This window comes from Blautia sp. OM07-19, assembly GCF_003481595.1.
Taxonomy (GTDB): Bacteria; Bacillota; Clostridia; order Lachnospirales; family Lachnospiraceae; genus Blautia_A; species Blautia_A intestinihominis.
Genome location: NZ_QULA01000001.1, coordinates 15,986 through 29,289 on the forward strand (window position 1 = coordinate 15,986; position 13,304 = coordinate 29,289).

The following is a 13,304-nucleotide window of genomic DNA, read 5'->3' on the forward strand; positions in this document are numbered from 1 at the left end:
GATTTTATCAGCAAAATAGGTTACCTTAAAAACTTTAGTGAATGAATATATGGAAAGAGTATGAGGAAAAAACATGTCTGAATCAACAAGAATGTTATTAGGACTGGCATTAGGAATCATCGTAATGATCGTCCTGGTAATGAAAACAAAAGTACATTCCTTCATGGCCCTTCTGATCGCAGCCATGATCACAGGAATCATCGGCGGAATGCCGATCTCAGATATTACCCTCGCTGACGGCACAACTCAGACTGGTCTGATCACAGCCATTCAGGAAGGATTTGGAAGCACATTAAAGAGCACCGGTATCATCATCGGTCTTGGCGTTATGATGGGCGGTATCCTGGAGAAATCCGGAGCTGCCGAAAAAATGGCATACAGCTTTATCAAACTGATCGGTCAGAAAAACGAAGAATGGGCACTGGCGATCACAGGATGGTTCATTTCCATTCCGGTATTTGCAGACTCCGCGATCGTAATTTTTGCACCTCTTTGCAAGGCAATGTCCAAAGTAACTGGTAAATCTGTAGTTGGACTTGCACTTTCACTGGCAGTTGGTCTTCAGCTGACACACTGTCTGGTACCTCCGACACCTGGTCCGCTGACCGCAGCCGGAATGTTCAATGTCGATGTAGGCCAGATGATCATCGGTGGTGCACTGATCTCCATTCCGATGCTGATCGTAGTAGTTTTTTACACAAAATGGATCGGAAAGAAAATCTATCAGGTTCCGAACGATGAAGGTGGATTTGACAGAAAAGAATTCAAACAGGAATACATCAAATCCATGGATGAACTCAATGCAATGATGGATGCAAAACAGCTTCCGGGCTTCTGGGTATCTGTGGCACCGATCTTCATCCCGATCATCCTGATCCTTCTCAAAACTGTACTTGGTTTTGTTGGTATCAGCAACAGCGTAGTTGATTTCCTTGGTTCTCCGATCGTAGCACTTGGAATCGGTACACTTCTTGCAATCTACGGACTTGTTCCGAAGGAAGATAACAAAGCTGTTCTCAAGATGATGGATGACGCTATCAAAGATACCGGTATCATCATGCTGATCACAGGTGCCGGCGGATCTCTTGGAAACGTTGTAAAAGTAAGCGGTATCGGTACTGCACTTGGTGAAATGGTTACATCCTGGGCACTTCCGGCAGTTCTGATCCCGTTCATCATTGCAGCACTTATGAGGATCGCTCTCGGATCTGCAACCGTTGCAATCACAACAGCAGCATCCCTGACAGCACCACTTATGAGTGTTTTAAGCATCAGCCCGCTTCTTATGTCCCTTTCCTGCTGCGTAGGTGCGATTTCATTTTCCTACTTCAATGACAGTGGATTCTGGGTATTCAACGGAATGTTCGGACTGACAGAACTGAAAGACCAGGTTCGATGCAAGACGGCCGTATCGATGATCATGTCGGGCGTTGGTGTACTGGAACTGCTTATCGCACAGTTCTTTATCTAAAATCAATGAACAAAAATTAAAACATATAACAAGATCATTCAATCCAAAAAATATAGCAACAACGAGGAGGAAAAAACAATGGGATTTGTACCAAGAGGAATTATTCCACCAATCATCACACCACTTACAGATGACGGAGAAGTAAACTATCCAGTACTGCGTCAGATGGTCAATCATCTGATCGACAACGGCGTGCATGGTCTGTTTCCACTGGGAACGACCGGAGAGTTTTACGCATTCGATGACGATACCTATCGCAAGATCCTTGAAACAGTCAAAGATGAGACAAGAGGTCGTGTTCCGGTTTACGGCGGTGCAAACCATATCACAACAAGAGGCGTTATCCGTCTGGTAAAGATCTGCGAAGAAGTTGGCGTGGATGCAGTTTCCGTACTGACACCAATGTTTGTATCCCAGACACAGGACGAACTGTACGCTTACTATAAGGAAATCGCAGAAAGCACTTCACTTCCGATCATCCTTTACAACAACAAACCAAAAACAAATGTAACCATTACACCGGCAACTGTTGCTAAACTTGCTGAGATCGACAATATCGTTGCAGTCAAAGACAGCACCGGTGATATGACAAATGCAGCAGAGTACATCCGTCTGACAAGAGATAACGACAATTTCCATGTACTGATGGGAAGAGACACTCTGATCCATGCAGCTCTCTGCTATGGAGCAACAGGCGCGATCGCATCCTGTGCAAACGTAGCTCCACGTATCGCAGCTGATATCTACGACAAATTTATGGAAGGTGATCTCAAGGGATCTTTGGATGCACAGTTTGAACTGGCACCGCTCCGTATCGCATGCGGTATGGGTACTTTCCCGGCTGTTATTAAGGAAGGGCTTGTACAGCAGGGCATCCCGGTTGGCAAGTGCCTGGCACCGATCGGCGAGCTGACACCAGAAGAGAAGGAGAAACTTCATCAGGTTCTGGTTGACATGAAGCTTGTTTGATGATATAAAATCTCCAGATAAATAAAAAGGCAGGAATGTAAAATGCGAGTTTTCTACGAAGAAATGAAAGAAAAATTACAGAGCATTCTTGTGAAATATGGTTTCGATGAGAAACGTGCAGAGGAATCGGCGAAGAATTTCGCCGATTCTTCTTTAGATGGAGTGTATTCTCATGGTTACCAGCGTTTTCCAAGAGTGATCGATTATATTCAGAAAGGCTACATTGACGTAAATGCAGTGCCGGAAAAAATCACCGGCTTTGGTGCCGTGGAACGATGGGACGGCCATCTGGGAATGGGAAATCTCAATGCAAAAATGGCAATGCAGCGTGCGGTAGAACTGGCGGCACAGCTTGGGATCGGTATGGTGGCGATGTCCAATACCAATCACTGGATGCGCGGCGGTGCCTACGGATGGCAGGCAGCGGAAGCAGGATGTATCGGAATCTGCTGGACAAATACCTGTCCAAACATGCCGGCATGGGGAGCCATTGATGGAAGGATCGGAAATAATCCATTCGTTCTGGCTGTTCCGGATCAGAATGGAGAGCATGTTGTTGTTGATACTGCGATGGCACAGTATTCTTACGGCAAGCTTTCTGTATGCAGGCAGAATGGAGAAAAACTTCCTTATCCGGGTGGTTACGATGAGAAAGGTAGCCTGACCTGCGACCCGGCAGCCATCGAAAAAACAAGAAGAGTTGTCCCGATCGGCTACTGGAAAGGTTCTGGCCTCTCGATCGTACTGGATCTGATCGGCGGGATACTCACACTCGGAAGAACTGTGACAAAAGTAGGACAGGAATGCGAATCGGAATACGGCCTGACGCAGGTATTCATCGCGATCCGCCCGGAAGTCCTGAATCAGGATCCAGACAAAGCACAGGAAATCTTAAACGAGACACTGAAAGATATCCAGGCTTCCATTCCGGAAAAAGAAGGACATACCGTCCGATATCCAGGACAGGGAACACTCATCCGACGCAGGGAAAATCTGAAGAACGGAATCCCGGTCAACGAGGAAATATGGAAAAAGATATGTGAATTATAAATAGCACAATAAAACTCCGGTCATGAAGAAATTTGTGACCGGAGTTTTGAACATATCAGGGTGTTTTTACAGGAAGCGTTGTTTCGCGATGAATCAATACCGGTGGAATGATCTGGTGGACTGGTTCGGAAGAAAGTGCAGGTTTCCTTTTGTGGCTTTCTTTGATCTGAACGTTCAGGATTTCCATAGCGGCAGCGGCAATCTTGTCGATCTGCTGTCCAACCGTACTGATCGGAACGATGGCCTCTCTTGAGACAGGAGAGTCATCAAAACCGATGAGCTTATAATCATCAGGAAGCTTTCCGTATCGCCGGATCAGATGATGAAGTACGATATTGGCAAAAGTATCGTTTGGAAGAAAGATTCCCTTGGTTTTGCCGGTATATCTGATATCAATATCCTCAATCAGGTTCTTGAGAATCTGGGACGTTTCTTCATAACTGTGTCCTGTATCGGTAAGGATCAGTTCATGTGGGATTTTGTATTCTTTACAGATATCAGTAAATCCTTTGATACGTCCGTAGGATGGAATCTGCGAAGAAAACTCTGCGTTAATATGAATGAGTACATCAGCTCCGATTTTTGCCAAAAGACTGGTTGCCTGCACCCCGCCCATGTAGTTGTCTGTATTGACACTGCTGACATACTGATCTTCTCTTTCGATTGTTACGATAGGAATATTATAGGAGGCGAGTTCACGGGATGGTATCGTATGACTGAGAATGATCATTCCTTCAATCTTGTAGGAAAGGAGCTCCTGGATATATTTTCGCTCATTTGTCTCCTGGTCATCTCCTGTGAATACAAGAAACTTGTAGCCAAAAGTTTCGTAAGTTTTTAATATCTGGTTCAGAACTTCAGAATAGTAGTGCATATAGAGGTTTGGGATGATAACCCCGATAAATTCTGTTTTTCCGTTTGCGAGGATCCTCGCAACTTTATTTTCTTTATAGTTTAATTTCTCAAGAGCATCCGCAATGATCTGCTGGTTTTCCAGGGTAAGAGAGTCCGGATTATTGAAATATCTGGAAATCGTTGTTTTGGAAAAACCGGTATATTTTGCAATATCGCTGAAAGTTATATTTTTTTTCCCCATAATAACAGAAGAGTCCTTTCAATAAAAAAACTGAATAGTATTATACTGCTTAAGAGTATAACAGAAATTGTGGTTTATAACAAGGACAAGCAATACAGAAGTGGTTAAGTAACCGGTTTTGTAAAAAATCAACAAAGGAAAAATACAGAATTTGTATATATCAATGAAAAAATAAGAGAATACTTGACGAAATCGTATTCTGATGATATTATCAATTTATAAAGTAACCGGTTACTTTACCGGTTACACAAACAGCAGAAAGGAAAAGGAGGAGAACATGAAAAAAACAAAACTGATTCTTCTTGCCGGTCTGGCAATGGCAGTCAGTATGACGGGATGCCAGAAAAAGGAAGTAAAGCCTGGCGATGTGGCAGGATACGATGAGGGCGAACAGTATCTTTCTATATGGGTACACAGTATTGAGGATACTCCGGAAGGACAGGTTTACAGGGAATCTGTAGACAGCTTTAACGAGAAATATGATGGTAAATATTTTGCAGATATTGAATTTATTCCGCGAAATGACAGCGGCGGCGGATATTCTGACAAAGTAAATTCTTCTGTACTGTCAGGAGGACTTCCGGATGTTCTTACACTGGACGGACCGAATGTTGCTGCATATGCAGAGAACGGTATCATCCAACCTCTGGCAGACCTGACAGAGGAGGAGAGGGGCGAGTATCTGGAATCCATTCTGGAGCAGGGAACTTATGATGACAAGCTCTATGCACTTGGAGTCATGGAATCCAGTGTAGGCCTTTATTACAATAAAGATATTCTTGAGGAGGCCGGGATTGAAGTGCCGGATGCCGACCATCCATGGACAAGAACGGAATTTATGGATATTCTGGCAAAACTGAAGCCAATAATGGATGAGAAGAAGGGATATCCGATTGATATGACTTTCCCGGTAGGTGAAGCAAGTATTTATTATTATGCACCGTTTATCTGGGCAAATGGAGGAAATCTGGTAAGTGAAGACGGACTGACTGTGGATGGATATTTTAACTCAGAGAAAAATGTGGAAGTCATGAACTATTTCCATCAGATCGTAGAGAATAAATACATGTCCGAAGCTCCGATCGAGAATCTGTTTGAGAGTGGAAGAGCAGCCTTCAAATTTGACGGCGCATGGGAGGTTAATACCATATATGAAAACTACCCGGATGTGAACCTCGGTGTGGCACCTTATGTAGTAGGAGATGACTGGGATGGAGAGAGATATACACCGACAGGATCCTGGGCATTTGCGGCTTCTTCTGCGACAGATAATATTGAGGGAGCAACAGAGCTGGTCAAATGGATGAGTGGTGTGGAAAGTGGTGTCAGAATCTGGAATGAAGCAAAATCACTCCCATCAACATATAAGGCATTTGATCAGATCGATATATTCCAGACAGACGAAAATTACAAAGCACTGTACGAGCAGTTGAGTAAATACGGACACCCAAGACCAAAAACTCCTGTATATCCACAGGTAAGTACATCCTTCCAGCAGGCACTTGAAAGTGTCGGACTTGGCGGCAAGGATGCACAGACAGAACTGGATAAATCTGTAGAAAGGATTAACGCGAAACTGGAACGTTATACGAGAGAATAATGAAGAAAAAAGAATCAATCTTAGGAATGGCTTTCTTTGGCCCGGCGCTGGTACTTCTTACGCTGTTTTTATTTCTGCCGATGGTGTTGACACTGGTGTTCAGTTTTACCGATTACTTTGCACTGAATCCGGATATGACACATTTTGTAGGCCTGGAAAACTACATCAATATTTTTAAAGATGAGCTGTTTGTAAAATCATTCTTTAATACAGTGAAATTCGTGCTCATCATTGTTCCGTGTCAGTGTATCGGAGCATTGCTTCTTGCACTGGCAATCAACAAAGTCACACACTGCAAGAAATACTTCAAAGTAGCGTTTTTTATTCCGGTCGTAATGTCTCTGGCAGTTGTATCCACACTCTGGATGGACATCTACAGCCCGGAGGGAATCTTAAACACACTGCTTGCACACTTCGGAATCAGTGCACAGCCATTTATCCACAGTGCGAAACAGGCACTTCCGTCCATCGCGATCATGAGTGTATGGCAGGGCGTAGGATATCAGATGATCATCTTCCTTGGAGGACTCCAGAATATCAATCCTGCACTTTATGAAGCAGCAGAAATGGATCACGCAAGTGCATGGCAGAAATTCAGGGATATCACACTTCCGGAACTGAAGCCACTCTGTATATTCGTATTTATCACAGTTACAATTGGCGCGTTCCGTATGTTAGTACAGCCGATGGTAATGACCGGCGGTGGTCCGGACCATTCAACCTACACTTTGGTATATGATATTTATGAAACTGGTACAATGAACTGGGAGATGGGACTTGCATCTACCATGGCAATTGTCTTTACAGTCTTTGTTGTTGTACTGACTATCATACAGAATGTACTGACTAAGGGAAAGGAGGAGAAAAAACATGTTAACAAAAAAGCAAAAAACATTTAACTGGGTTCTGGCAGTTTTTCTTCTGCTGCTCTCCATATTCTTCCTGTTTCCGGTAATCTGGATGCTTGCAAACTCTTTTAAACCGGATGCAGCGATCACAGCGGATATGAATTCTGTGGCAGCATTTATTCCGCCTGCTTTAAACGGAAATTATTTTGAAAACTATATTACGATTCTTACGGACACCAATTTCCTCCGTTATATGCTTAATACTTTAGGATATGCGGCACTTTTGATCGTACTCGGCGTGATCGTCAACGGGCTTGCCGGTTATGCACTGGCAAAGATTAATTTTCCATTTCGTGACCAGTGGCTTCTGATCATTATGATGCTTCTGATCGTACCAACAGAAACAGTTATCACGATTCACTTTCTGATCATTGCAAAAGCAGGTCTTCTGAATACAGTTATCGGATATGTACTTCCAATGATCGTGAATCCATTTAATATTTTCCTTTTCCGTCAGGTGTTTGTAAGCCTTCCGGATGACGTTTACGAGGCAGCTCAGCTTGATTTCTGCAGCCCGGTAAAATACTTCTTCACAATGGTGCTGCCGATGTCAAAGACAGTTGTTGCAACAGTAAGTGTTTTTACATTCCTCGGAGTATGGAATGATTATCTCTGGCCGTCACTTGTATTCACATCCAGTGATCTTCTGACCGCACAGATCGGTCTGAACTCAATCACATCCAATGACAATACAACAATGGGTCAGACACTTGCAGTGATCACCCTGATCACAATTCCTGTTATTATCATTTATGCACTGTTCTCAAAACAGATTGTAGAAGGTGTAACTTCAACCGGTTCCAAGGAGGGTTAATGAATTATGAGTTTTATAGAATTTAAACATATCGGAAAAAAATATGCAGGAGCAGATAAGAACTCCGTAAGTGATTTCAACCTGGAAATCAATGAAAAAGAATTTATTGCATTTGTCGGACCATCTGGATGTGGAAAATCAACAACACTTCGCATGGTAGCCGGATTTGAGGAGATTACAGAAGGTGATCTGTATATTGATGGAAAAAAAGTAAACGAAACTGCTCCGAGAGACCGAGGTATTGCAATGGTATTCCAGAACTACGCACTGTACCCGCATATGACAGTAGAGAAAAATATCGGATATGGTCTGAAGAATATGAAAATGCCGGCAGATCAGATCAAGAAAAAAGTAGACTGGGCGATTGATATTCTGGGACTGCAGGAATTTCGTTACAGAAAACCGAAGAATCTTTCCGGTGGACAGAGACAGAGGGTTGCACTTGGTCGTGCCATCGTAAAAAATCAGAAAGTATTCCTGATGGATGAGCCTCTTTCCAACCTGGATGCGAAACTCCGTGTCAGTATGAGAACAGAGATCAGCAGACTTCATCGTGAGATGGGAGCAACTACAATTTATGTTACACATGATCAGGTTGAGGCAATGACAATGGCAGATCGTATCGTCATCATGAAAGAGGGCGTGATCCAGCAGGTTGGAAAACCAATGGAGCTTTATGATCATCCGGTAAATAAATTTGTAGCTGGATTTATCGGATCTCCGCAGATGAACTTCTTTGACGTGACAGTAAAAGGAAAGGAAGTTACATTTAAGGACGGAAATAAACTTACACTTCCGGAAGCTATCATCAATAAACTGAACGGCAGAGAAGGTGAAATGACACTTGGAATCCGTGGTGAGGATCTCAAGATGGATGCACAGAATCTGGAATTATATAAAGAAAATAAAATGAGAGCTGTGATCACAGATACGGAAGTTATGGGAAATGAAAATAACCTGTATTTCCAGTTTGGAGGCTGCCAGGCAGTTGCGAGAGTTTCAAAGTATGAGATCAGCCAGGTCGGAGATGAAATTGAGTTTGTATTCATGCCGTCCAAAATTCATTTCTTTGATAAGGAAACTGAGGTAAATTATTTATAGGAGTGACAGTAATGGAAGAAATCAGGATATTTTTGGGTACGATTGAGAGAGTCAAAAATTTTGTGAATGAAGTGAGTCATCTGGAATGCGACGTGGATATTGTTTCCGGAAGATACGTGATCGATGCAAAATCTATCATGGGAATTTTCAGTACAGATCTGTCCAAACCGGTCAATGTAAGAATTCATGCACAGGGAGCCGAAGCAGAAAAAGCCCTGCAGGTAGTCCGAAAATATGCAGAAGAATGAGAAAGTGAGTACAGAAAATGCAGAAAATATATGTAAAACCAAAAGACTGCTGGATGAATGACCCGAATGGTTTTATTTATTTCAAAGGTCTGTATCATTTGTTCTATCAGTGCTTTCCTTATGCACCGCAGTGGGGAAGAATGCACTGGGGTCATGTTGTCAGCAAAGATCTTGTAAGCTGGGAAAATCAGGGAATAGCGTTGTATCCAAGTAAAACAGATGACAGAAGTGGGTGTTTTTCTGGAACAGCTGTTGAAAATGATGGGAAGATGCAGCTGTATTTTACCGGAGTAAATTATCTGGTTGAAAATCCTGAGAATATCAATCACTGTGTAGATGAGCAGTTTGTATCCGCACAGCTGATGATCACTTCTGAGAATGGATTTGATTTTGATAACATTGGGGATAAGAAAACAGTTCTTCCGGTCATCCATGATGCAAAAACCGGTGATGCGAGACATACCCGAGATCCGAAGGTCTGGAAAAATGGCGACAGATGGTATATGATGCTTGGAAGCACAATTGAAGATAAGCAGGGAAGACTTCTGTTCTTTACTTCAAAAGATGGCGAATCCTGGAAATATAAAAACTCTGTTACCAAAGAGAAATTTGGCTGGATGTGGGAATGCCCGGATTACTTTGAAGTGGACGGAAAACAGATAGTAATCTTTTCACCAATGGGATTTCTGAAAGACGGAAAAGCAGATGATGCACAGGCGGTCTGTATGCAGGTGAAATTTGATGAGAAAACATGTCAGATGGAACTTCCGGATGAGTACCAGCTTATGGACTATGGAATGGATCTTTATGCACCACAGAGCACCCTCGATGAGGAGGGAAGAAGAATCCTGACTGCGTGGCTTCGCATGCCGGAGCCGGTGGATGGGAAATGGCAGGGAATGATGTGTATTCCAAGAGTTGTAGAAGCGAAAGAGAATCACATTTATTTTCGTGTCCATCCGAATATTCAGGCAGCATATACAAGAGAAATCTCCGCACCGTATGAAGCAGATGAAAGCGGATATCGTGTAAGATTTTCTCTGAAAGATGGTGAAAAGGTAAACATTGGCGGATACATTATTTACAGAGAAGGCAGCAGGATTTGTACTGACAGAAGCAGCCTCTACAGAAAATTTACGAATCACAGAGTACAGTTTACAACACCTGAATTAAAAGAAGGATTTGAGCTTGAAGTATATGTAAACCCGAACCTGATTGAAGTCTTTGTAAATGACGGTGAAGCGGTAATTTCCAATACCGTGTATGATCTGGGCAAAGAAATAGAGACAGATGTAAAAATGAGAATAGAAACTCTGGAAAAATAAAGAACTCCGGTCATGAAGAAATTCTTGAGTATTATCATCTGAAAAAGGAATATATGCTTATTTTCAATTTCAACAAAAACGGGAAAGCAGGCATCAGAGAAGTTACTCATGATAATAAAAATCTGACAGAAGCTATGGCTTGAAACTGATGGGGATGGAGAAAAGAACATTTTTCTCCATCCCCATTTTATGTCACGAATCTGATATTTTCAGCTTGTATTTTGTATATTCAAAATATGATATAGGGTATAGTGTAAGAAAAATCAGGCGAAGAATAGCTGGAACAGGAGATGAGAGATATGAGATATGGATATTTTGATGAAGCAAAAAAGGAATATGTGATCACACGTCCGGATACACCGGCACCGTGGGTAAACTATCTTGGCTCACCAGAGTATGGGGCAATCGTTTCAAATAATGCAGGAGGATACAGTTTTGCAAAATCTGGAGCAAATGGAAGAATCCTGAGATATATTTTCAATCAGTTTGATCAGCCGGGACGGTATATTTACCTTCGCGATAATGAAAGTAAAGATTACTGGTCTGCATCCTGGCAGCCGGTAGGCAAAGATCTGGAGACGTACAAAAGTGAATGTCATCATGGGACAGCATACACAAAAATGATGGCAGATTACAGTGAAATTCACTCAGAAGTAAGATATTATGTGCCGTTGGAGCGGTCTTATGAAGTATGGAGTCTGGCAGTAACAAACTATTCTGAGAAAAAACGTGAACTTACAGTAACAGGATATGCGGAATTTACCAACAACAGTAACTATGAACAGGATCAGGTAAATCTTCAGTATTCTCAGTATATCACACAGACGGTTTTCAGAGGGAACCGTGTACGTCAGATGATCCACGCAAACCTGGATCGTCTGGAAGAAGGTGAAAACATTGATAACAAAAATGTATTTAACAGATTCTTCGGACTGGCAGGAGCTGACGTGAATTCCTGGTGCGGAGACAAAGAAAGCTTTCTCGGAAGATATCACGGATATAACAATCCAGAGGGCGTGATCACGGGAAAACTCAGCAATAAGGGAAATTATAATGAGAATAGCTGTGGAGCACTTTCAACAGTTTTAAGCCTTGCTCCGGGGGAAACAAAAGAAATCACTTTTCTTGTTGGAATGAAAGGTGATGCAGAAGCGGGCGAGATCGTGGAGCATTACAAAAACTGCCAGGATGTATGTAAAAGAGAACTGGAAGAACTGATCGAATACTGGCATGGTCAGCTTTCTCACTTCCAGATCAGAACCCCAAGTCCGGAATTTAATACCATGATCAATACATGGAATGCATACAACTGTTTTATGACCTTTATCTGGTCACGGGCAGCTTCTTTTACCTACTGTGGACTCCGCAATGGATATGGATATCGCGATACAGTTCAGGATATTCAGGGAGTGATTCATCTGGCACCGGAGATGGCGGTGGAAAAAATTCGATTCATGCTTTCAGCACAGGTGGATAACGGCGGTGGACTTCCGCTTGTAAAATTTACACATAACCCGGGACATGAAGATACTCCGGACGATGCTTCCTATGTACAGGAAACAGGACATCCGGCTTATCGTGCAGATGATGCGCTGTGGCTTTTCCCTACAGTCTATAAATATGTTTCAGAAACAGGCAATGTGGCATTCATGGATGAAGTGATTCCGTTTGCAAACAAAGGTGAGGCAACCGTATATGAACATCTGAAACGTGCAATTGCATTTTCTGAAAATCATCTTGGAAAACATGGAATGCCGGCAGGTCTTTATGCAGACTGGAATGACTGTCTCAGACTTGGAAAAGATGGAGAATCAACTTTTGTAGCACTGCAGTATTATTACGCAATGACGATTCTCAGAGAATTTGCAGAATACAAAGAGGATAAAGAATATATTGAATATCTTAACGAAAGTCAGAAGAAACTTGGAAAACTGATCCAGGATCTCTGCTGGAATGAAGACCGCTTTATCCGTGGATTTACAGAAGATGGAGCTGTGATTGGAAAGCGCACAGATCCGGAAGCGAATATGTGGCTGAATCCGCAGAGCTGGGCGGTGATCAGCGGTCTTGCAGACGATGCACAGGCAGATCTTGCACTGGATATGGTTTATAAGAGACTGAATACAGAATATGGAGCAATCCTGATGGATCCTCCATATCATGCTCATGCATTCGAGGGTGCACTGGCTGTGATCTATAATGCAGGAACCAAGGAAAATGCAGGGATTTTCTCACAGTCACAGGGATGGATCATTCTTGCAGAAGCTCTGAGAGGACATGGAGAGAGAGCTTTTGGCTACTTTATGGAAAATGCGCCTGCGGCACAGAATGACAGGGCAGAGATCCGAAGGCTGGAACCATACTGCTATGGACAGTTTACAGAGGGAAAAGCAAGCCCGAATTTCGGACGCTCTCATGTACACTGGCTGACAGGAACAGCATCTACCGTTATGGTAGGGTGTGTAGAAGGTATCCTTGGTATGCGTCCTGACTTTGGCGGACTGCGAATTGCACCATCTGTTCCGAAAGAATGGGATAAATTTGAAATTGATAAAGATTTCCGCGGATGTAAACTTCATATTACAGTCCATAATCCGGGACACGTGGAATCTGGTTTCAAGAAGATGATCGTCAATGGAGAAGAACTGGGAGAAAATTATATTCCTCAGGAAAAGCTTACAGAGATTACAGAAGTAGAACTGTTCATGTCATAAAAAGGAGA

General features: G+C 42.8%; 11 protein-coding genes. 10 read left to right on the forward strand and 1 reads right to left on the reverse strand.

Annotated elements, in window-relative coordinates; translation table 11 throughout:
- Nucleotides 1-73 precede the first annotated feature (73 nt).
- The 3 genes from DXC01_RS00065 (at nucleotide 74) to yiaK (ending at nucleotide 3,490) form a co-directional block, all read left to right on the forward strand.
- The gene (locus DXC01_RS00065; RefSeq protein WP_022215737.1) at nucleotides 74-1,471 is read left to right on the forward strand and encodes a GntP family permease; all 1,398 of its coding nucleotides are present in this window, start codon (nucleotides 74-76) and stop codon (nucleotides 1,469-1,471) included.
- A gap of 78 nt (nucleotides 1,472-1,549) precedes the next feature.
- Nucleotides 1,550-2,440, forward strand: coding sequence for a dihydrodipicolinate synthase family protein (locus DXC01_RS00070; RefSeq protein WP_022215738.1), 891 nt, complete (start codon nucleotides 1,550-1,552; stop codon nucleotides 2,438-2,440).
- A 42-nt stretch (nucleotides 2,441-2,482) separates the two neighbouring features.
- A complete protein-coding gene (yiaK, locus tag DXC01_RS00075; protein WP_118697949.1) occupies nucleotides 2,483-3,490 on the forward strand; it encodes a 3-dehydro-L-gulonate 2-dehydrogenase in 1,008 nt (335 codons plus the stop codon).
- 55 nt (nucleotides 3,491-3,545) lie between these two features.
- Here yiaK and DXC01_RS00080 read toward each other — a convergent pair whose 3' ends face one another.
- Nucleotides 3,546-4,586 carry a LacI family DNA-binding transcriptional regulator gene (locus tag DXC01_RS00080; RefSeq protein WP_118697950.1) on the reverse strand — a complete coding sequence of 347 codons (1,041 nt, stop codon included), beginning with the start codon at nucleotides 4,584-4,586 and terminating at the stop codon, nucleotides 3,546-3,548.
- Nucleotides 4,587-4,863: 277 nt separating this feature from the next.
- Between DXC01_RS00080 and DXC01_RS00085 the strand changes: the two genes are divergently transcribed.
- The 7 genes from DXC01_RS00085 to DXC01_RS00115 all read left to right on the forward strand — a co-directional run bounded on the left by DXC01_RS00085 (nucleotide 4,864) and on the right by DXC01_RS00115 (nucleotide 13,296).
- Nucleotides 4,864-6,186, forward strand: a complete 1,323-nt coding sequence (locus tag DXC01_RS00085; protein ID WP_118697951.1) for an ABC transporter substrate-binding protein — start codon at nucleotides 4,864-4,866, stop codon at nucleotides 6,184-6,186.
- On the forward strand, nucleotides 6,186-7,085 hold the full coding sequence (locus DXC01_RS00090) for a carbohydrate ABC transporter permease (RefSeq protein ID WP_118697952.1): 900 nt from the start codon (nucleotides 6,186-6,188) through the stop codon (nucleotides 7,083-7,085). The genes DXC01_RS00085 and DXC01_RS00090 overlap by 1 nt, the downstream gene beginning before the upstream one ends.
- Nucleotides 7,057-7,908: a carbohydrate ABC transporter permease gene (locus DXC01_RS00095; RefSeq protein WP_022215743.1), complete on the forward strand. Its 852-nt coding sequence runs from the start codon at nucleotides 7,057-7,059 to the stop codon at nucleotides 7,906-7,908. The genes DXC01_RS00090 and DXC01_RS00095 overlap by 29 nt, the downstream gene beginning before the upstream one ends.
- Before the next feature lie 6 nt (nucleotides 7,909-7,914).
- On the forward strand, nucleotides 7,915-9,009 hold the full coding sequence (locus tag DXC01_RS00100; protein ID WP_022215744.1) for an ABC transporter ATP-binding protein: 1,095 nt from the start codon (nucleotides 7,915-7,917) through the stop codon (nucleotides 9,007-9,009).
- Between the two features lie 11 nt (nucleotides 9,010-9,020).
- Nucleotides 9,021-9,257: an HPr family phosphocarrier protein gene (locus tag DXC01_RS00105; protein ID WP_022215745.1), complete on the forward strand. Its 237-nt coding sequence runs from the start codon at nucleotides 9,021-9,023 to the stop codon at nucleotides 9,255-9,257.
- 17 nt (nucleotides 9,258-9,274) lie between these two features.
- On the forward strand, nucleotides 9,275-10,582 hold the full coding sequence (locus DXC01_RS00110; RefSeq protein ID WP_118252039.1) for a glycoside hydrolase family 32 protein: 1,308 nt from the start codon (nucleotides 9,275-9,277) through the stop codon (nucleotides 10,580-10,582).
- Nucleotides 10,583-10,881: 299 nt separating this feature from the next.
- The gene (locus tag DXC01_RS00115) at nucleotides 10,882-13,296 is read left to right on the forward strand and encodes a GH36-type glycosyl hydrolase domain-containing protein (RefSeq protein ID WP_118252038.1); all 2,415 of its coding nucleotides are present in this window, start codon (nucleotides 10,882-10,884) and stop codon (nucleotides 13,294-13,296) included.
- Nucleotides 13,297-13,304: the final 8 nt, after the last annotated feature.